15 protein-coding genes and 2 tRNA genes are annotated in these 19,810 nt (G+C 72.3%); 6 read left to right on the plus strand and 11 right to left on the minus strand.

Annotation, left to right across the window (positions count from 1 at the left end):
- The first annotated feature begins 17 nt into the window (after positions 1 to 17).
- Complete coding sequence (locus tag ACFYNU_RS00095; protein ID WP_356592789.1) at positions 18 to 269, plus strand: hypothetical protein; 252 nt, start codon at positions 18 to 20, stop codon at positions 267 to 269.
- Positions 270 to 543: 274 nt separating this feature from the next.
- Positions 544 to 1,530: a hypothetical protein gene (locus ACFYNU_RS00100; protein WP_356592791.1), complete on the plus strand. Its 987-nt coding sequence runs from the start codon at positions 544 to 546 to the stop codon at positions 1,528 to 1,530.
- 35 nt (positions 1,531 to 1,565) lie between these two features.
- Here the strand turns inward: ACFYNU_RS00100 and ACFYNU_RS00105 are convergent, their stop codons facing one another.
- The 5 genes from ACFYNU_RS00105 to leuS all read right to left on the minus strand — a co-directional run bounded on the left by ACFYNU_RS00105 (position 1,566) and on the right by leuS (position 10,511).
- On the minus strand, positions 1,566 to 4,070 hold the full coding sequence (locus ACFYNU_RS00105; protein WP_356592793.1) for a ComEC/Rec2 family competence protein: 2,505 nt from the start codon (positions 4,068 to 4,070) through the stop codon (positions 1,566 to 1,568).
- Positions 4,067 to 5,176, minus strand: a complete 1,110-nt coding sequence (locus tag ACFYNU_RS00110; protein WP_388764599.1) for a helix-hairpin-helix domain-containing protein — start codon at positions 5,174 to 5,176, stop codon at positions 4,067 to 4,069. The genes ACFYNU_RS00105 and ACFYNU_RS00110 overlap by 4 nt, the downstream gene beginning before the upstream one ends.
- A gap of 154 nt (positions 5,177 to 5,330) precedes the next feature.
- On the minus strand, positions 5,331 to 6,176 hold the full coding sequence (locus ACFYNU_RS00115; protein ID WP_356592798.1) for a DegV family protein: 846 nt from the start codon (positions 6,174 to 6,176) through the stop codon (positions 5,331 to 5,333).
- 299 nt (positions 6,177 to 6,475) lie between these two features.
- Complete coding sequence (locus ACFYNU_RS00120) at positions 6,476 to 7,333, minus strand: hypothetical protein (protein ID WP_356592800.1); 858 nt, start codon at positions 7,331 to 7,333, stop codon at positions 6,476 to 6,478.
- Positions 7,334 to 7,601: 268 nt separating this feature from the next.
- The gene (leuS, locus tag ACFYNU_RS00125; RefSeq protein ID WP_356592802.1) at positions 7,602 to 10,511 is read right to left on the minus strand and encodes a leucine--tRNA ligase; all 2,910 of its coding nucleotides are present in this window, start codon (positions 10,509 to 10,511) and stop codon (positions 7,602 to 7,604) included.
- A 534-nt stretch (positions 10,512 to 11,045) separates the two neighbouring features.
- On the opposite strand from leuS, the gene ACFYNU_RS00130 reads away from it, so the two are divergent.
- The gene (locus ACFYNU_RS00130) at positions 11,046 to 12,581 is read left to right on the plus strand and encodes a ferric reductase-like transmembrane domain-containing protein (RefSeq protein WP_356592804.1); all 1,536 of its coding nucleotides are present in this window, start codon (positions 11,046 to 11,048) and stop codon (positions 12,579 to 12,581) included.
- Positions 12,578 to 14,173, plus strand: a complete 1,596-nt coding sequence (locus tag ACFYNU_RS00135; RefSeq protein WP_356592806.1) for an NADH-ubiquinone oxidoreductase-F iron-sulfur binding region domain-containing protein — start codon at positions 12,578 to 12,580, stop codon at positions 14,171 to 14,173. Before ACFYNU_RS00130 ends, ACFYNU_RS00135 begins: the two co-directional genes overlap by 4 nt.
- Positions 14,174 to 14,201: 28 nt before the next feature.
- Here ACFYNU_RS00135 and ACFYNU_RS00140 read toward each other — a convergent pair whose 3' ends face one another.
- Together ACFYNU_RS00140 and ACFYNU_RS00145 are read right to left on the minus strand one after the other, a co-directional pair.
- Entirely contained in the window at positions 14,202 to 15,101 is a 900-nt protein-coding gene (locus tag ACFYNU_RS00140; protein ID WP_356592808.1) for a putative RNA methyltransferase, read from the minus strand.
- A gap of 75 nt (positions 15,102 to 15,176) precedes the next feature.
- A tRNA-Ala gene (locus tag ACFYNU_RS00145) sits at positions 15,177 to 15,249 on the minus strand.
- A gap of 119 nt (positions 15,250 to 15,368) precedes the next feature.
- On the opposite strand from ACFYNU_RS00145, the gene ACFYNU_RS00150 reads away from it, so the two are divergent.
- On the plus strand, positions 15,369 to 16,643 hold the full coding sequence (locus tag ACFYNU_RS00150) for a glycosyltransferase 87 family protein (protein ID WP_356592810.1): 1,275 nt from the start codon (positions 15,369 to 15,371) through the stop codon (positions 16,641 to 16,643).
- Here the strand turns inward: ACFYNU_RS00150 and ACFYNU_RS00155 are convergent.
- From ACFYNU_RS00155 to ACFYNU_RS00165, 3 genes are all read right to left on the minus strand, one after another.
- Positions 16,622 to 16,855, minus strand: a complete 234-nt coding sequence (locus ACFYNU_RS00155; protein ID WP_031231688.1) for a hypothetical protein — start codon at positions 16,853 to 16,855, stop codon at positions 16,622 to 16,624. The two genes, ACFYNU_RS00150 and ACFYNU_RS00155, sit on opposite strands and share 22 nt — an antisense overlap.
- Before the next feature lie 3 nt (positions 16,856 to 16,858).
- Positions 16,859 to 17,023 (minus strand): hypothetical protein, encoded by a 165-nt coding sequence (locus ACFYNU_RS00160; RefSeq protein WP_356592812.1) that lies wholly within the window; start codon positions 17,021 to 17,023, stop codon positions 16,859 to 16,861.
- Between the two features lie 82 nt (positions 17,024 to 17,105).
- Positions 17,106 to 18,602 carry an MFS transporter gene (locus ACFYNU_RS00165; RefSeq protein WP_356592814.1) on the minus strand — a complete coding sequence of 499 codons (1,497 nt, stop codon included), beginning with the start codon at positions 18,600 to 18,602 and terminating at the stop codon, positions 17,106 to 17,108.
- 111 nt (positions 18,603 to 18,713) lie between these two features.
- Here ACFYNU_RS00165 and ACFYNU_RS00170 point away from each other — a divergent pair, with 111 nt between their 5' ends.
- The gene (locus tag ACFYNU_RS00170; protein ID WP_356592929.1) at positions 18,714 to 19,634 is read left to right on the plus strand and encodes a helix-turn-helix transcriptional regulator; all 921 of its coding nucleotides are present in this window, start codon (positions 18,714 to 18,716) and stop codon (positions 19,632 to 19,634) included.
- 20 nt (positions 19,635 to 19,654) lie between these two features.
- Here ACFYNU_RS00170 and ACFYNU_RS00175 read toward each other — a convergent pair.
- Positions 19,655 to 19,727, minus strand: a tRNA-Ala gene (locus ACFYNU_RS00175).
- Positions 19,728 to 19,810: the final 83 nt, after the last annotated feature.

Below are 19,810 nucleotides of genomic sequence, written 5' to 3' on the forward strand. Positions count from 1 at the left end.
TACGGGAGAATGAGCGGGTGAGCGATGTGCGACATGTACTGGTGCTGCCCGACCGCGACGCCGCCGAGGAGGTGGCGGGCGAACTCGCCGACCGCTTCGGGGTGCTGGAGGAGCCCCAGCTCGTCCGGGACGCCCTGGCCGGCGAGGACGACGCCGAGGACGCGCAGTGGCTGGTCGTGATCGAGGACGCGCGGGCGCGGCTCGACCCGACGGCGCTGGACGCCTTCGCGGCCGAGTACGAGGGCTGGCTCGAAGCACCGCAGGACTGAGGCCCGGCGCTGGACGCCCCCCGGCGCGGTCCGCGCACGGGTGGCGCCCGGCTCCACGCCGCTGCGTGAACTCCCGTCACCTCCCCATCCCCGCCCGGGACTTGTCCGGTCCACGACGGGCCGTGACGGCTCTCCTCCCTCACCCACGCCCCGCTGGCAGCTCCCGGTCTCCCTCATCGGCGTGCCTGCCGGAGACATCCCGACATATGCGTAACTCTCGGTCATGACTCGCGGCTGTGCGGGTCATGGGAAACGTTCTTGTTGGAGGTGGAGAGTGTCACGCACGCGTCAACGGCTCGGAGTTCTCGCCCTGGCGGCGCTGGTCCTGTCGGGTCCATCGGTCGCTCCGGCGGCTTCGGTAACCGCTCGGCCGGTCGCCACGACCGTCCAGAGCCCGATTCTCCGGGCAGGCACGGCCGCCGCGGAGGATCCCGGATTCGTCAAGAGGCGCCAGGAGGCCCAGGCCAAGGGGCTCATCGACTCTGACGGCAGGGTCCCGGGAAGCCAGCGCGAGGGAATCCGGGCCTGGCCGCACGATGACACGGGATACCGCATCCAGTCCCGGGACCTGGCGTTCCTGGGACTGTCGCGGCAGCAGGTCGACTGGTGGCGCCGCTACCAGGCGCCGCTGGGCACGACACCCCGGCAGTTCAAGGCCATGTCGTCGTCCCTGTTCGAGGCCCTGTGCGCCCGCTGCGAGCGAGCCGGGGAGTACGACGTACGGCTCCAGGGATCGTGGGCCTTCTTCTTCTCGGGCCGCCACAAGGACTTCCCCACCGAGAAGGAACTGGCCGGCCAGCCTCTGGCGCAGGAACGGCTGCGTGAGTGGATGGGCTCCACACCTCCCTCCGAGCGCCCCGCACGCCGCCCGTTCGACACCCTGCACAAGCTGGGCGTGGCCGACGAGACCGGGAAGCCGACCGGCCCCAGCGACGGCGACTTCCAGATCTCGTCCGATGTGATGGTCGACGCGGCCCGGCAGAAGTGGGACGAGCTGAAGGCCGCGGGGAAGCTCAGCGACGACGACCTCCAGAAGGGCTTCATCCACCGGAAGTACAACTTCGTCAACCGCACCGCGGTGCGGGAGGCGTTCCCGGACCTCGTCAAGTGGGCGACGGTGTGGGAGGAGCGACTGGGGCGCGGTGTCGTGCCCTCGGTGTTCCCCAGCTCCGGACCGCCCGACACCTCGCAGAAGGGGAACGGAGTCTCCACCCACTTCCGTAACTCCGACTGGGTCGTGTCCCACTCCCCGAGGCGCTGACCCCGTCCCCTGACGGTCCCGGCACGCGGCCCCGGTCACCCGGGGCCGCGTGCCACCGCCCGCAACTCCTCCCCCGCGCCCGTCACCGCGACCGCGCCGTCGGTGTCGGTACGCAGCACCACCGCTCCCCCGGCCCGCAGCGCGCCCACCGTACGCGGCGCGGGATGGCCGTACGGGTTGTCCCTGCCGCAGGAGATCAGGGCCAGCCGGGGCCGCACCCGACGCAGTAGCCCCGGGTCCTGGAAGGCCGAGCCGTGGTGCGCGACCTTCAGCACGTCCACCGGCGGCAGCGCCGGGTGGTCCCTGGACAGGCCCTGCTGGGCGGGCGGTTCGAGATCGCCGAGCAGCAGCAGCGTGGGTCCGCCGGCCGTCCGGACGAACAGGGTGACACTCGCGTCGTTCGGCCCGCCCGCGCCCAGCCCGGGCCCGGCCCTCGGCCACAGCACCCGCCAGTCGAGCCGCCCGACCCTCCGCCGCTCCCCCGGTATCGCGCGCACCAACGGCACACGTGCGGCCCGCGCCGTCCGCGTCACGAACTCGCTCTGCTCCCAGGGCTCTTGAAGGGTCGTCGTCTGGATGGCCCCGACGCTCCGGCCACGCAACACGCCGGGCAGCCCGGTGACATGGTCGGCGTGGAAATGGCTCACCACGAGCAGCGGTACCCGGGTGATCCCGAGGTCCCGCAGACAGCGGTCGGCCAGCCGGGGATCGGGCCCGGCGTCCACGACCACACCCGCGCCCTCGCCGGCCGCGAGCACCATGGTGTCGCCCTGGCCGACGTCGCACATCGCCAGCGCCCAGCCCGGCGGCGGCCAGCCGGAGACCATCCGGGTGAGGGGCGCAGGGCGCAGCACAGCCAGCAGCAGGAGCACCACACAGGTGGCGGCGACCCACGGGTGGCCGCGTATGCGCCGTACCGCGCAGACGACGAGGACCGTGACGACGGCGAGCAGCGCCCCGCCCCGCCAGCCGCCGGGCCACTCGGCCTCGGCGCCGGGCAGTGCCGCGCCCGTGCGGGCGACGGAGGCGATCCAGCCGGCGGGCCAGCCCGCGCACCGGGCCAGCAGCTCCGCCACCGGCATGGCCACCGGCGCGGTGGCGAGCGCCGCGAACCCGAGCACCGTCGCCGGCGCCACCGCCAGCTCCGCGAACAGATTGCAGGGGATCGCGACCAGGCTGACCCGCGCGGCGAACACCGCCACCACCGGTGCGCACACGGCCTGCGCCGACGCGGCTGCCGCCAGTACCTCGGCGAGCCTGGGCGGCACCCCGCGCCGCCGCAACGCCGCACTCCAGCGCGGCCCGACGGTGAGCAGCGCGCCCGTGGCGAGCACGGACAGCACGAAGCCGAAGCTGCGGGCCAGGGCGGGATCCCACAGGACAAGAAGCAGTACGGCGGCGGCCAGCGCCGGGATCAGCGATCTGCGCCGGCCGGTGCCGATGGCGAGCAGGGTGATCAGTCCGCAGGCCGCCGCCCGCAGCACGCTGGGCTCGGGCCGGCAGACCACCACGAACGCGAGCGTGAGGACCCCGCCGAACAGGGCGGTCGAGCGCAGTGAGATCCCCAGCCGTGCGGCGAGCCCGCGCCGTTCGGCCCGCAGCGCGAGCCCCGGTGGTCCGATGAGCAGGGCGAGGACGATCGTCAGATTGCTGCCGGAGACGGCGAGCAGATGGGACAGGTCGGTCGCGGTGAACGCGTCGTACAGCTCGGGCGGGATACGGGAGGTGTCGCCGACGACCAGGCCGGGCAGCAGGGCACGGGCGTCCGGCGGGAGCCCTTCCGTCGCCTCCCGCAGTCCGGCGCGCAGTTGACCCGCCGTGCGTTGCAGACCGGTCGGCGGGTGCACGACCCGCGGCGGCCCGCTGCCCTCCACCCGCAGCAGGGCCGCGTACCTCTCGTCCCCCTCCGTGGGCGGCGTGAGCCGCCCCGCCAGCCTGAGTCCGGTCGACGGCAGCAGGCGCTGCCAGGCCTCGGCGCTCTCCCCGGCACCGGCCCCGGCGAACACGAGCACCGGTGTACGGACGGCGGTGGCGGCCCCGTCGGCGGACGTCACCCGTGTGAGGTCCGCGTCCAGGACGAGGCCCGCCGCCGAGAGCCGGTCGCCGTGGACCCGTGGCCGGGTGGGGCGCGGGTCGGAGGTGACCGTCAGCTCCACGGTCACGCGTGCGTACCGGTCCGCCAGTCCCGGCACCGGGCCCCGGTGCCGGTCCGCGCCGTGCAGCCAGGCGGACCCCGCTCCCGCGACGGCGCAGAGCAGCACGGCGGCTACCGCGACGCCGTTCACCCGCCGCCGCACACCTCGCTGCCCTGATCCCGGCCCCGGCAGCAGAGCGGCCCGGACCAGCAACACCCCTGCCACGACGAGCCCGGCCGGCACCAGAGCGGCGATCCACCCGCCCGGTGCGCCGGCCGCCAGCGCCGCCGCGGCCCAGGCCGCCAACGCGGGTGGCACCAGCCGCAGATCGGCCGGTCCCTCCTGACGAGGGGCGGCGGCGCCGAGCGGATTCCCCGAGGCCGCGTGGACGGCCGCGCGGGTCATGGCCGCACACGGGGCTCGATGTCGGCGAACCGGCGTTCGCCGATCCCGTTCACCTCGCGCAGTTGGTCGACGGAGCTGAATCCGCCGTGCTGCGCGCGGTAGTCGACGATGTGCCGCGCGAGCACCGGTCCGACACCGGGCAGGGTGTCGAGCTGTTCGACGGTGGCCGTGCTGAGACTCACCGGCGCCCCCTCCGGACCCGCGGCGCCGGTGCCCGGCACGGTGGCGGCCTGCGCGGGCGGCTGGGGGCCGCCCACGACGACCTGCTCGCCGTCCATCAGCACCCGTGCCCGGTTGAGCCCCGTCAGATCGGCGCCGGGCTTGACTCCCCCGGCCGCCCGCAGCGCGTCGGTGACCCTCGATCCGGCGGGCAGCCGGCGGACGCCGGGGCTGCGCACCTTGCCGCTGACGTCGACCACCACCCGCTTCGACGCCGGCGCGGCGGCCGAGGGAGCGGCCCCCGGCGGCGGGGCGGGATCGCGCGCGGGCCCCGTCGCGGTCACCGCGTCCCGGACGGTCTCCGGCGCGCCGACCGCCTGCGGCCGACCCGACCAGAAGTGCTGGGCCGCCAGCACGGCGGCCACGACCAGCACCACGACCAGCGCGGCAAGCGTCCTCGGCTCAAGCCCGCATCTGAGCTGCACCCACAGCGGCAACCGCTCCCGTACGGCGAGCCACACCCGCTCCCGCCGCCCACCGGGCGGCTCCCCCACACCGGGTGGCGCCACCGGGTCGGCGGCGCCACCGGGCGTCGGCCCGGCCGGAGTTGGCCCGGCCGGAGTTGACGCCCCGGAAGTTGCCCCCGCCACAGTCGACCCGGCCGGAGTCGGCGCCGGGGCCGGGGCAGGCGCCGCGCCACCCACCGCCGCGGCCGACCGCGCGGCCCCCGCGTCCGCGTCCGCGAGTCCCACCGCGAACATGGCGTCGGCGCGGCGGCGTAACTCCGTCGTCGCGGGTGCCGTCCCCGCGCGCCGGTGGCGCGCGCGTGACGCGGAATAGACGAACGTCCGGCCACGGCCGGCGCCTTGGCGAACATGACGGACCCGGCCGTCCGAGGCAGGAGCGCGACCGGGGCCGCTGGTCACGGAGTGTGATCGAAGACTCATGCCCCAGACGGTAGGGACTCCCGCCCGATGCCGCCGAGGAGGCCGAATTGCCGTGGATAACTCACCAGTTGTGGATAACTCGGCCACCCGAACGAGTGATTCCGCCCGGTCACCCGACCCGCGCCGGCCCCCGGCCCCAGCCTCAGCCCCGGCCTCAGCGTGGCGAGACCACTGCCCCCAGCAGCCCCGGCCCGGTGTGCGCCCCGATCACCGCGCCCACCTCGCTCACATGCATCTCGGCGAGACCCGGCACCCGCTCCCGCAGCCGGTCGGCGAGCGCGGCGGCCCGCTCCGGCGCCGCGAGATGGTGCACGGCGATGTCGACCTGACCGGTGCCCGCCCGCTCGGCGACGATCTCCTCCAGGCGTGCGATCGCCTTCGAAGCCGTACGCACCTTCTCCAGCAACTCGATCCGCCCGCCGTCCAGTTGGAGCAGGGGCTTCACCGCGAGCGCCGAGCCGAACAGCGCCTGCGCGGCGCCGATACGCCCGCCGCGCCGCAGATAGTCCAGCGTGTCGACGTAGAAGTACGCGTACGTCCCGGCGGCCCGCTTCTCCGCGGCGGCCACCGCCTCGTCCAGCGAGCCGTCCGCCTCCACGGTCTCGGCCGCCGCCAGGGCGCAGAAGCCGAGGGCCATCGCGACCATCCCGGTGTCCACCACCCGTACGGGCACGGGCGCGTCGCGCGCGGCGAGAACCGCCGCGTCGTACGTCCCGGAGAACTCCGCCGACAGATGCAGGGAGACGATGCCCGTCGCCCCGGCGTCGGCCGCCGCCCGGTAGGCGGCGGCGAAGACCTCGGGGCTCGGCCGCGAGGTGGTCACGGAGCGTCGTTTCTGAAGCGCGAGCGCGAGCGATCTGGCGGAGATCTCGGTGCCCTCTTCGAGCGCCCGGTCGCCGAGGACCACGGTCAGCGGGACCGCGGTGATGCCATGGCGTTCCATCGCCTGGGGCGGCAGGTAGGCCGTTGAATCGGTGACGATCGCGACATGGCGGGACATGAGCGGGAGGTTACCCGGCGCGACCGCCGGTCGGCAGCCCGGCCCCGCCAGGCCGGTCGAATTCGAAGAGGTCCCCATTCGGCTTTCGCCCTCTTCCTTGCCTCGCCGTGTCCGATCTCGACGGGTCCATGTCTCCGACGGCCCGCCACCGCCTCATGCGTGTGCCCCTTCCGACCACCCGCAACCCGGTCAACGGCGAGCGGGCCAGACGGGACTTTCCGGACACGCCCCAGGGCATCGGGACGGGCAGGGCGGCCCGCTGCCGGGCCGGCCCGCACGTCACTTCATGTCACATCTCGTCAGTTCGTCGTCTCCGGACGCGCCGACTTCTCCTGCCAGGGGTAGGTGGTCTGCCGGGGGTCGGGCGGGTTGATCGCCTGGGGTCCTTCGCCCGCCGGCGGCGGCTCGGGCCAGGTCTGGTCGGCGAGCGTGGGCTCCACACCGGCCGGGCGCGCCGCGCGCCCGCCACGGGGCGATGCCTTCTCCGGCCCGCTCGTGGGCTCCGGCTCCGGCCACTCCATGGGCTCGGGCTGGGGCTGCGGCTGTGACCGCGAGATCCCCTCGCCGTTCCCCTGCGCGTTCGGGGCCGCGTTCGGGGCCGTGCTCGGGTCCACCGCCGACCAGTGCCGCAGCGCCCCCGATTCCACGTCGATCTGCTCGCTCAGCAGCGCCAGCTCGTCCTCGGAGAACTTCCGCGCCCGGTCCCTGGCCGCCCACCGCAGCGAGTCGGCCGACTTCGTGATCCGTTCCGTACGCTCCCGCAGCTCGACGAGCCGCTGCGCGATCGTCGCCCGGTCCGGGTCCCGCTCCAGCCGCTTCAGCTCGTCGTCCAGCTCACGCCCGTACACACTCAGCCGCTGGAAGAGGCTCAGCGACTCCGCGAGCGAGGCGTCCTCCGCCTCGTTCGCCCGCAGCGCCTCCTGGGTGGCCCGCATCGACGTACGCAGCGTCAGCCGCAGCTGCGCCAGCTCGGCGGGCACGCCCGTCTGCCCGAGGCTCTTCGCTCTCAGGGTGGTGTCCTCGACGGTGCGGCGGGCCTGCGTGATCGTACGGTCCACGCCTCGCTTGGCAGCACGGACCGCCTTGACGCTCACGAATACGCCCAAGGCCACGAATGCGACAAAGAGCAGCGCCACGATCAAAAGCACGGCCTCCATGTGGATGCCTCTCCGGTGTCGACGTCGGTACCTCCACGGTAAACGGAACGGGCAGCCTGAGGGTTCCGTGCGGACCCTCAAACTGCCCGTAAGGGAAAGCCCTGTGCCTTCGGGCCACCCTCAGCGACCTTCGCGCCGCCCTCGCGCCCCCTCAGCCGCCCTCAGACCGACCGCCGAACGCCGACCGCCGACCGCCGACCGCCGACCGCCGACCGCCGACCGCCGCGACGGTCTGCCCCGCATACCCCACCGGGGCAGACCCCAGGCCTTACACGGTCACGATGTTGACCAGCTTCGGCGCCCGCACGATCACCTTGCGGATCCCCGCGCCGCCCAGCGCCGCGACGACACCCGCGTCGCCCAGCGCCAGCGCTTCCAGCTCCTCGTCCGAGATCGACGGGGAGACCTCCAGCCGCGCCTTGACCTTGCCCTTGATCTGTACGACGCAGGTGACCGTCTCGTCGATCACATACGCCGGGTCGGCCACCGGGAAGTCCTCGTGCGCCACCGAGCCGGTGTGCCCCAGCTTGCGCCACAGCTCCTCGGCGACGTGCGGCGCCAGCGGCGCCACCAGCAGCACCAGTCGCTCCGCGACGGAGCGCGCGACCGGCCCGCCCACCTTGGTCAGATGGTTGTTCAGCTCGGTGATCTTGGCGATGGCCGTGTTGAAGCGCAGGTCGGCCATGTCCTGGCCGACCCCGTCGATCGCCTTGTGCAGGGCGCGCAGGGTCGTCACATCGATCTCGGCGTCCGGCACGTCCACGACCGTGACCTCACCGGTCGTCTCGTCCACGACGTTGCGCCACAGCCGCTGGAGCAGCCGGTACTGACCCACCACCGCGCGCGTGTCCCACGGCCGTGAGACATCCAGCGGACCCATGGCCATCTCGTACAGCCGCAGCGTGTCGGCGCCGTACTCCGCGAAGATCTCGTCCGGAGTGACCGCGTTCTTCAGGGACTTGCCCATCTTGCCCAGCAGCCTGCTGACCTTCTCGCCCCGGAAGAAGTACCCGTCCTCGCGCTCCTCGACCTCGGCGGCCTCGACCGCGATGCCGCGGCTGTCGCGGTAGACGAACGCCTGGATCATGCCCTGGTTGTACAGCTTGTGGAACGGCTCGACGGAGGAGACATGACCCAGGTCGAACAGCACCTTGGACCAGAAACGGGCGTACAGCAGGTGCAGTACGGCGTGCTCCTGACCTCCTACGTACAGGTCGACGCCGCCGTGCGGCATGCCCTCGCGCGGGCCCATCCAGTACTGCTCGACCGTGGGGTCGACCAGCTTCTCGGTGTTGTCCGGGTCCAGGTAGCGCAGCTCGTACCAGCACGAACCGGCCCAGTTCGGCATGGTGTTGGTCTCGCGGCGGTAGCGCCGTACGCCCTTGCCGTCGCCCAGGTCCAGCTCGACGGCGACCCAGTCCTCGTTGCGTGACAGCGGTGTCTCGGGGCGGGTGTCCGCGTCGTCCGGGTCGAAGGTGCGCGGCGAGTAGTCGTCCACCTCGGGCAGTTCCAGCGGCAGCATCGACTCGGGCAGCGCGTGCGCGATGCCGTCCTCGTCGTAGACGACGGGGAAGGGCTCGCCCCAGTAGCGCTGCCGGCTGAACAGCCAGTCACGCAGCCGGAAGTTGACGGTTCCCTCGCCGATGCCCTCGGCGGTCAGCCACTCGGTGATCCTCGCCTTGGCGTCGACCACGCCCAGCCCGTCCAGCGTGAGGGCGGGGGCGGAGGAGTTGACGATCTTCGCGTCGTACGCGACGAACGCGTCCTCCCACTGAGAGGCGTCGGTGCCCCGGCCGTCCGTCGGCTCCACGACGCAGCGCATCGACAGCTCGAAAGCGCGTGCAAACGCAAAGTCACGGCTGTCGTGCGCCGGGACGGCCATGATCGCGCCGGTGCCGTATCCCATCAGGACGTAGTCCGCGATGAAGACCGGGATCCGCTCGCCGTTGGCCGGATTGGTGGCATAGGCACCCGTGAAGACGCCCGTCTTGTCCTTGGCCTCGGCCTGCCGCTCGACGTCGGACTTCGACGCGGCCTGCTTGCGGTACGCGTCGACGGCGTCGGCGGGCGTCGCGTGACCGCCCGTCCACACGTCGTGCGTGCCCTCGGGCCAGGCGGCCGGGACGATCTTCTCGACCAGCTCGTGCTCCGGCGCCAGCACCATGTACGTGGCGCCGAACAGGGTGTCCTGACGGGTCGTGAAGACGGTGATGGCACCGGCGTCGCCGACCGCGAAGTCGACGCGCGCGCCCTCGCTGCGCCCGATCCAGTTGCGCTGCGCCTGCTTGATCGCGACGGGCCAGTCCAGCCCGTCCAGGTCGTCCAGCAGCCGGTCGGCGTAGGCGGTGATGCGCATGTTCCACTGACGCAGCTTGGACTTGAAGACGGGGAAGTTGCCGCGCTCGGACCGTCCGTCGGCGGTGACTTCCTCGTTCGCCAGGACGGTACCCAGGCCGGGACACCAGTTGACGGGGGCATCGGAGGCGTACGCCAGCCGGTACTCGCCCAGGATGTCCGCCCGCTCCTTCTCGGTCAGCTCGCCCCAGCTCCGGCCGTCCGGCGTCGGGCGCTCGCCGCTCTCGAACCGTGCCACCAGCTCGGTGATCGGGCGGGCCCGGTCGGCCTCGGGGTCGTACCAGGAGTTGAAGATCTGTACGAAGATCCACTGGGTCCAGCGGTAGAACTCGGGGTCGATCGTGGCGACCGAGCGCCGCTTGTCGTGCCCCAGACCCAGCCGGCGCAGCTGGCGCGTCATGTTCTCCATGGCGGCCTCGGTCGACACCCGGGGGTGGGTGCCGGTGCTGATCGCGTACTGCTCGGCGGGCAGGCCGAAGGCGTCGAAGCCCAGCGTGTGCAGCACGTTGTAGCCGCTCATGCGCTGATGGCGGGCGTAGACGTCGGTGGCGATGTAGCCGAGGGGGTGCCCGACGTGCAGTCCGGTACCGGAGGGGTACGGGAACATGTCCATGACGTACTTCTTGGGGCGGGCGACGACGGCGGGGTCCCCGGCCAGGTCACCCGTCGGGTTGGGCGCCTCGTACGTGCCCTCGGCGTCCCAGAAGTCCTGCCAGCGTGCCTCGATGTCGGCGGCCATGGCAGCCGTGTAGCGGTGCGGGGCGGTCGTCGCGGTCGTCGCGGTTGTCTCCACGCCGGCGGCGGCCGGATTCGTCTCGCTCATGTCCTCTGAAGCTCCATCGGTCGTCTCTGCCGCGGGGAATGAAAAAACCCCTCACACAGGAGGGGCAGCCACGCTGATTCCGACCGGATCTGTCATCCGTCGGTACTGATCAGCGCGGCTCGCTAAGCAGAAGGCGTACGGCACGCATGCGAGCAGGGTACCGCAGCGGGAGCGGGGCTCGCACGGCGGATTCGGGCGCCACGGGACGTGTGGGGGGAGCGGGAAGAGCGTGCCTGGAGAGGGCGCCCGGACGTTCGAGACCCATACAAGATCGTTCGAGCCGGGAACAGGCCATCGGCGATATGTGATTCATCGAACCTTCGGCGCCCGGATTACTCCGCGTATCGACCCTATCCGGGGCAACCCCAGGGTCAGTTGACGCTCAATCCCCTCGGTAAACCTGCAAACGGCCTACTGCCCGGTTTTGCGCGACTTAGCATGCGGCAGCAACGGGACCGCTTTGCCGAGCCATTCGGAGTTGCCCCTATGACGCTTCAAAGCAAGATCCGTTCATCGCTTCCCTCACGCCACGGTATGAGCCCCTCGGTCCGCGGCGGAGTGTCGGTCGCCGCGCTCGTTCTCGTCCCGCTCCTCGCGGTCGCGGGGGGCGAGGGATTTCGCGCGATGCTCGACTTCACCGCCGGTGTGCTGTCACTGGTGTCCCTGACGGCGGCCGTCGCCTGGGGCCTGATGGCCACCGACCGGCTGCTGCTCTCCCCGCGCCACCGGCTGCTCGCCCAGGGCATCCACCGGTTCACGGCGATGGCCTCCCTCGGCTTCCTGCTGCTGCACGCCACGGTGAAGGTCTCGCTCGGGCATGTGGCGCTGATCGGCGCCGTGCTCCCCTTCGGCCTCGGGATCACCGGCACGAACGGCCTCATCGGCCTCGGGTCGCTCGCCGGCTTCCTGATGGTGGTCGCCGCGTCGACCGGCGCGCTGCGCAGCGCCTTCGCCGCCCCCGGCAAGATCGCCGGGCGGTGGCGCGCGCTGCACATGCTGGCCTATCCGGCCTGGTGCTTCGCGCTGATGCACGGGCTGTACGCGGGGCGCGCCGCCGCGACATGGGTGATGACGATGTACTGCCTGGCGCTCATCGCCGTCATCGGCGCCGTCTCCGTACGACTGCTGCCCCCGCCGGTCAAGCGGCGTCTCGCCGACAAGATCCTTCAGCTGAGCGGCGGTGTACGCGAGGCTCCCGAGCCGGAGCAGCAGGCGCGCCGCGATCTGACCCGCGACCCGCTGCCGGGCGCCGCGAACGTGCCGGAGGTGGAGTTCGAGCAGCGCTTCCCGCGCCAGCGGTCCGCGTCGGCCCCCGCCGGGGCGGCGATGCCGCTCGGGCCGCCGCTGGGCGCGAGCCGGGTCCCGCCGCGCATCGCCCCGCCGTCGCCGCCTCTTTACGAGGCGGGGCGCCCGCCGACCGCGGATCCGTACGCGGACACCTTCGTCCCGGAGTCCTACGCGCCCCCGTCCGCCGCTCCGTACGCCGCCGCCCCGCCGGCGCCGCCCGCGACGCCTCCCTATCCCGACCCGCTCGCGGACACCTACGTCGACCCGGGGGCCGAGCGACGTGGTCCGGGCTCCGGCCCCGGTACGAGGCTGTCGGCCGGCTACCGCGCGGTCTCGGGCACACCGGTGTCCGCGCCCCCGCCCTCGCCGTTCGCCGGCCCGGCGGACCCGTCCGACCCGTTGACGTCGCCCGAGATCCCGTACGCCGAGCGCATCCCGATGACCGAGGAGATACCGGTCATCAGCGAGCCTTCGGCGGCCGGGGCCGGGCTGTGGCCGACCCCGTCGCCCCCGCCGCCCGCGTATCAACAGCCCTACCAACAGCCGTACCAACAGCCCTACTCGCCGCAGGAGACCTACCCGAGGGCTGAGACAAACCCGCTGTCCGACACGTACCTACAGTCGGCCCCCTATCCGCAGCCCGACACCACCCCGGCACCCGACGTCCGGCAGACCGCCCCGTACCGGCAGTCGGACGAGACGTTCCCGCAAGCTCCCGCCGACGGCGGGGGAACCCCGAGTGCCGGTGAACCCTGGTACCCACCCGCAGGAGACCGACAGTGAACGCCCCCCTCCCCGATGTCCCCGAAGTCCGTGTCGTCGGCCTTCCCCAGCTGACACAGGGATTCGACCTCGTCGAGCGACTCGACCTCGCCATGCACCTGAAGGTGCACGGGCCGCTGGAGCCGATGACCGGGGAACTGCTCGCGCAACTCGCCGAGAACATCACCCTGCGCGGGCGCGGCGGCGCCGGATTCCCCTTCGGCAAGAAGCTGCGCGCCGTCGCGAAGGCGTCGATCCGGCGCGGGGTGCGCCCGGTCGTCGTCATCAACGGCAGCGAGGGCGAACCGGCCTGCCGCAAGGACACGGTGCTGCTCAACCGCGCGCCGCATCTCATCCTGGACGGCGCCCTGTTGGCGGCCGAGGCGCTCGGCGCCCGCACCCTGGTCGTCGCCGTCACGCGTAACTCCACCGAGATATCCATGCGGGCCGCGCTCGCCGAACGCGGTCTGTCCGACCGGCGCGGGCAGCAACTGCGGGCACGTGTGATCCGTACGCCCGAGCGCATGGTCTCCGGCGAGGCCTCGTCCGTGATCCGCGCGGCGAACGGCGGCCCCGCCCTGCCGCCCGGCCGCCGCGAGCGGGCCGCCGAGTCGGGCGTCGGGGGCGCCCCGACGCTGCTGTCCAACGCCGAGACGTACGCGCAACTGGCCATCGGCGCCAGGATCGGCGCACGCCGCTACGGGCACACCGGACTCGACGCGGAGCCGGGCACCGTCATGCTCACCGTCTCCGGCGGCGTCGCGCGCCCGATGGTCGTCGAGGTACCGACAGGCGTGCCGCTGCGCTACGTCCTCCAGCTCGCCGGGGCGCCGCCGCTCCCCCAGGGCGTGCTGACCGGTGGCTACCACGGCAACTGGATCGACTCCGTGGCCGCGCACGACGCCGTCGTGTCGCGCGAGTCCCTCGCCGCGGTGGGCGGTTCGCTGGGCGCGGGCGCGATCCTGCCGATCGGCCCCGAGACCTGCCCGCTGGGTGAGGCGCTGCGGGTGGCCAACTGGCTCGCCGCCGAGACGGCCGGCCAGTGCGGGCCCTGCAAGCTGGGCCTGCCGGCCGCGGCCGGGGGTCTGAGCGATGTGCTGAACGGGGGCGGCCCCGCGGCCCTGGAGGCGCTGCGGGAGGTGACCCAGGCGGTACGGGGGCGGGGCGCGTGCAAGCATCCCGACGGGTCCGCGCGGTTCTTCATGTCGACGCTGTCCGCCTTCACCGACGATCTCGCGGCGCATGTGCTGGACGGCGGCTGCGGTCGTGACACCACCGGTGTGCTGCCGCTGCCGGGGCCCGGCTACCAGACCGCCGAGGAGTCCATCCCGAGCGGCGAGAAGCTGGCCGTGGACTGGACGCTCTGCCAGGGTCACGGGCTCTGCGCGGACATCGTGCCGGAGCTGATCCGGCTCGGCCCCGACGGCTATCCGGCGCTCGCCGACGCCTCCGTACCGATGCATCTGCGGGGCCGTGCCCAGCGTGCCGTACGGCGCTGCCCGGCACTCGCGCTCCGTATCGAGCAGCCGGCGCCGCAGCGGCCCGCGCGGCAGGGCGGTCCGGCGGCGCTGCCGTCGGGCGGTGGCAGGAAGGCCCTGGGCAGCGGGCGCTGACCCGCTCGCCTCTTTAAGAGGCCGACGGTCAGTGCGGCCGGTAGACGGAGACGAGGAAGGAGACGGTCACCGGGAGCGGTGTGTCCAGCGACGCGACGCTCCGGTGAACGTCCTCAGGGCTGAGATGGTGGGCGCTCGGCCCCATCAGGATCAGGTCGCGCACGTCCTGGTCGGTCATGGTGACCTCCCGCTCCACCACCTCGGTACGCTCCTGCCGGAAGTGACCGGACAGGGTGCGGTGCAGCCGGTCCTCCTTGGCGGAGTCGACCGACAACATGCCGAGGCTCGCGGGGAGTTCCCCGAGGTGGCGCGCGGTGGGAGTGACGACGACAAGGGCGCCGTCCGGTCGCAGGACGCGCTGGAACTCCGGGCCGTTGCGGGGCGCGAAGACGTTGATCACGACATCGGCGGCGCCGCTCACGACGGGCAGCGGCTTCCAGATGTCCCAGGTCGCGGCGCCCGCCCTCGGGTGGGCCCCGGCGGCCCGGCGCAGCGCGAACTTCGAGGCGTCGAGGCCGAGTCCCACGGCTTCGGGCAGCGCGTCGAGGACGGTGGCCAGGTAGTAACCGGTGCCCGCCCCGGCGTCCATGACGGTGCCGTCCCGCGGGCACAGCCCCTCGACGGTCGCGGCCAGCGCGCGGGCGAGCGGCTCGTAGTGGCCGGCCTTCAGGAAGAGCGTCCGGGCGCTCACCATGTCCGCGCTGTCGGCGTTCGCCGCGTTCGTGTTGCCGGTCAGCAGGCTGAGGTAGCCCTGGCGGGCGACATCGAACGAATGACCCCCGGCGCAGCCGAGGGACTTGACGTGCCGGAGGGTCGTGAACGACGCGGGGACGCCGTGCGGGGGTGCGAGCGGTCCGTCGCACAGGGGGCACCTCAGCACATCGAGGAGCCGGTGCCAAAGATCGGGCGCGGTGGGCGAGTTGGGCACGGCGTTCCTCCGCGACGGGCTGTCAACGAGAAGAACCCGCCCGGACGAGGTGTCCGGACGGGAACTTCCGAGATGTGGAGCTAAGGAGAATTGAACTCCTGACCTCCTGCATGCCATGCAGGCGCTCTACCAACTGAGCTATAGCCCCTTGTGAGGTACCGCACTTCGGGCATCCCCTCGGCGGCGGTGCCAACATTACACGGTCCCTCGGGCCGTCCGCCAAATCGTTTCCGATTTGCACCGATAAGGCTGCTACTGTCACCCTTCGTGACCGCACTCACACCCGTACTCGCACGGGTCACCGCCGGTCGGCGTTCCGTCCTCGTCGGCGCCGCAGTCTGTCTGTTGTCCTTCACGGTGTTCTGGATCGCGCAGCGCGCCGCCGCGGTCTCGATGATCGACGTGATGGTCTACCGGGCCGAGGGCCGTACGGTACTCGACGGGCGCGACCTGTACGCGATGCGCGCCACCTACGCGGGTCTCCCGACGACCTATCCGCCTTTCGCGGCACTGCTGTTCACCCCGCTGACGCTGCTGGGTGTCCCGGAGATGCGCACCCTCGCCACGGTCGGCAATCTCGTGCTCCTCGTCGCGTTCGTCCACCTCTCACTGAGGTTGACGTTCCGCGGGGCGGTGCGGCCCGGTGCCGCACTGTGGGTGGCGGCGGTCGCCGTCTGGTGCGAGCCGGTGTGGACGACCTTCCGCTACGGACAGATCAATCTGCTGATCGGCGTCGCCGTCCTGTGGGACCTCACCCGGCGTGACGGCCACCGCTGGGCGGGCGTCGGCATCGGTCTCGCGACGGCGGTCAAGCTGACGCCCGCGCTCTTCGCCGTCATGCTGCTGATCACCGGCCTGCTGCGGTTCCGCGAGGCCGGCTGGAATCCCTGGCTGCGCACGACCGCGACGGCGGTGGGCACGTTCCTGACCGTGACCGTCGCGTCCGCCGTCCTCCTGCCGTACGACTCCCACCGCTTCTGGACCGACATCGTCTTCCGCGCGGACCGGGTGGGACGTGTCGAGGGCGCGGCGAACCAGTCACTGCGCGGAGTGTTCGCGCGGGTGCTGCACACCACGGAACCGTCGCTCTGGTGGCTTCCGGTGGCCACCGTGGTCGCCGTGGCCGGGCTGACCGTGGCGGTGACGGCCGCCCGGCGCGGGCTGACGGCGGAGGCCACCGTCGCCTGCGCGGCCACGGCCCTGCTGATCAGCCCCATCTCCTGGTCGCACCACTGGGTGTGGTGTGTGCCGATGGTGCTGCTCCTGGTGGCGCACGGGCGGACGGAATGGGCGGCGGTGACGGGGATGGGCTTCTTGTCGTACGCGCTGTGGCGGGTGCCGCACGGCGCCGTGGAACGGCTTGAACTCGCCCAGAATCGCGGCCAGATGATGCTCACCGCGATCTATCCGACGATGGCGCTGGGGCTGCTGGTTTATCTGTGGTTCGCCGGCCGGCAGGAGCGGACGACCGCGCCGCGTACGGTGCGGAAGGTACCGGCGGCGGCCGAGCGGTCGCCGGACTACGCGGTGGCGAAGGAGTAGAAGCGCTTCAGCGTGCAGTGCTCGTCGAGGAGCCGCCCGTAGATGGGCTCGCCCTCCAACTCCCGGTACGTCTCGATGGGGTCGCCTTTTATGATCAGCGCGCGGGCGCACTCCTCGCACCAGTACTGGAACGAGGCGTTGAGCGGGTCCATGTCCCGGACGATGGGGGTGCCGCTGCCGCACCAGTCGCATTTTCTCCTGTGTGCACCCATCACTCAGCTCCAGCTGTGGCCGCAGGCCGTGCACACGTAGGAAACTCCGCCGTTGTCGCCGAGCACTTGGGCCACATGGAACGAACCGCACGAGGGGCAGTTCAGACCGGTGGCCGACTCCGCCGCCGCGAGCAGGGCACCGACCTGGTCGATGCTGCTGGCGGGCATCGCGCTCTCTCCTCCCCATCCGTGCCGTCGTCCCCCTCCGGCCGTCCGATTCTGTCATGGCTTCGCAAGGAGGACAGCATGATCAGGCCGGGTCGTCGCCTTGAACGGAGCCTCGGCGCCGTCCAGGACGGACGGCCGGGCCGGCGGTCGGACGGGCGGCCGGGCCGAGAACCGCGCCGAGCACCGCGGCCCCGGCCAGCGCGAGCGTCGCGACCCACAGCGCGTGGCCGGACGCGACCGGCCCAGGCCCGTCCAACCGGCCGAGGAAAAGCGTGCCGAAGGTGGCGACGCCGATCAGCTGACCGAGCTGGGTCACGGTCATCAACAGCCCACTGGCGTCCGCCGCGTCCTCTTTACGTACGGCGGCGAGCGCGCCCGTCAGCGTGGGGCTGTACCCGAGCGCCAGGCCCGCGCCCATGCCGAGGAACGCGGCGTACATCCACACCCCGCCGTCGCCGCCGTCGCGCAGCACCAGTCCGACGGCCACCGCGAACAGCGCGACGAGAGCGAACCCGGCCGGGACCAGCCTCCTTCGGAGGCGGGCGGGCCAGCTGCGCCAGGTCAGTCCGACCACGCCGAAGACCACGGCCGTCGGCGCGAAACTGAGCCCGGTACGCAGCGCGCTGTGCCCGAGGCCGGCCTGGAAGTGCAGCGCGAAGACGAAGAGGAAGCCCGCGTTCACCGCCATCACCAGGGTGATCCGCAGGGCCGCGCGGCCCATCCCCGGAAGACGCAGCACCCGCGGTGCGATCAGCGGGGCGCCGCCGCGCCGGGCGAGCCGGGACTCATGCGCGAGGAAGCCACCGAAGGAGACGGCGGCGGCCCCCAGTGACAGCCAGGTCCACAACGGCCAGTCCTGGTCCTGTCCGAGGACGAGCGGGACGGTGAGCAGCGAGACGGCGGCGGCGAGCAGCACCAGACCCGGCAGATCCGGGCCACGGGTCCGGCCGCCCGCCGCCGGCCGGTCGTCCGGCAGCAGCCGCGCGCCGAGGACGAGCAGCACGAGGCCGACGGGGACGTTGACCAGGAACACCGGCCGCCAGCCGGCGCCGAACAGATCGGCGCTGACCAGGAGTCCGCCCGCGACCTGCCCCGCCGCCGCGCCGGTGGCGATGACCGCCGCGTACGCGCCCAGCGCCCGCGTCCGCCGTTCGCCGGTGAATTCCCGCTGGATGAGACTGAGCACCTGCGGGATCATCAGCGCCGCGCCGGTGCCCTGCACCAGCCGGAAGGCGATCAACTGGCCGGTGTCCGCGGCCAGTCCGCAGGCCAGCGAGGCCGCGGTGAACACGGCGAGCCCGCCGAGATACGCACGGCGGTGGCCCAGTGTCTCGCCGAGCCGCGAGCCGGTGATCAGCAGTACGGCGTACGAGATGGTGTAGCCGGCGATGACCAGCTGCAACTCGACGCCGGACGCGTCGAGTTCGGTACGGATCGTGGGCGCGGCCACATTGACGATGAAGCCGTCGAGCAGGGCCATGAACTGCGCGGCGAGCACGACGGCGAGCAGCGGGCCCGGCCGTCTGTCGGTGCCACCGGCTTTACTGGGTACCGGGGTCGCGGTTGGGGTGGTCGTCATGGCGGCGAGCCTCACCCGGTTCGGACACCGGTGCCGAGAGCCCCCTGATACGGGTACTGGCAGCACCTGGCAACGGCGGGGCGGGCACCGCACGATGGGGGCGTGACGGCGATGACGGTGACACACACGACGGGCGGGCGGCGCCGCCCTCAGCTGGCGGCGTTCCTGCGCGGACGGCGGGCACGGGTGACTCCGGCGGATGTCGGGATGCCGCCGGGGCTGCGACGGCGTACGCCCGGTCTGCGACGTGAGGAGGTCGCCCAGCTCTCCGGCGTCGGGGTGACCTGGTACACGTGGCTGGAGCAGGGCAGACCCATCAACGCGTCCGCCCAGGTGCTGGACGCGGTGGCGCGCACGCTGCGTCTCGACCGGAGCGAGCGCGAGCATCTGTACCAACTGGCGGAGGTGCCGTTCGAGCGGGACCGGGAGACCGCCGCGCACCGGGTGAGCGACGAGATCCAGGGCGTCATCGACGGACTCGACCCGCGTCCGGCCGTCGTCTACAACGCGCGCTACGACATCCTGGCCGCCAACGCCGGCTACCTCGACCTGTTCGATCTCCCGGCGCTGCGCCGGATCGGGGTGCGCAACGTGCTGTGGATGCTCTTCGCCGTACCGGAGCCGGACTGTCCGCTGGTCTGCCGGGACCTGGAGCTGCCGGTGATGGTGGCCACGCTGCGCGGCGCGTACGGACGGCATGTGGGCGAGCCGGCGTGGGAGTCGTTCGTACGGCGCCTGTCGGCGGCCAGCCCTTATTTCGCGGAGCTGTGGAACGGCGGTGACGTGGTGCGGCCGGGCCCCCGGGTGAAGAGGTTCCGGCACGCGGCGGTCGGTGAGATACGGATGACGTCGGTGTCCCTGTCGATCGACGGAATGCCGGACTGCCGGATCGTGGTCTACACCCCGGACGACGAGGAGAGCCGGCGAAGGACGGCGGATCTGCGCGAACTGCGGGAGCCGCAGGAACCGCGAGAACCGGGAGAATCGCGGGACCGGCCGGTGGACGAGACACAAGAAATCCCGCCCTCGTGACGAGGACGGGATTCGTGGTGTGGAGCTAAGGAGAATTGAACTCCTGACCTCCTGCATGCCATGCAGGCGCTCTACCAACTGAGCTATAGCCCCTCATGTTCGTCGCGCTCCGCGCTGTGAACAAGAAGAACTTTAGCCTGCGGTCAGCCGGAAAGTGAAATCCCGCCCGGCGGCCC

Source organism: Streptomyces sp. NPDC006643, from assembly GCF_042870175.1.
In the GTDB taxonomy this organism is placed as follows: Bacteria; Actinomycetota; Actinomycetes; order Streptomycetales; family Streptomycetaceae; genus Streptomyces.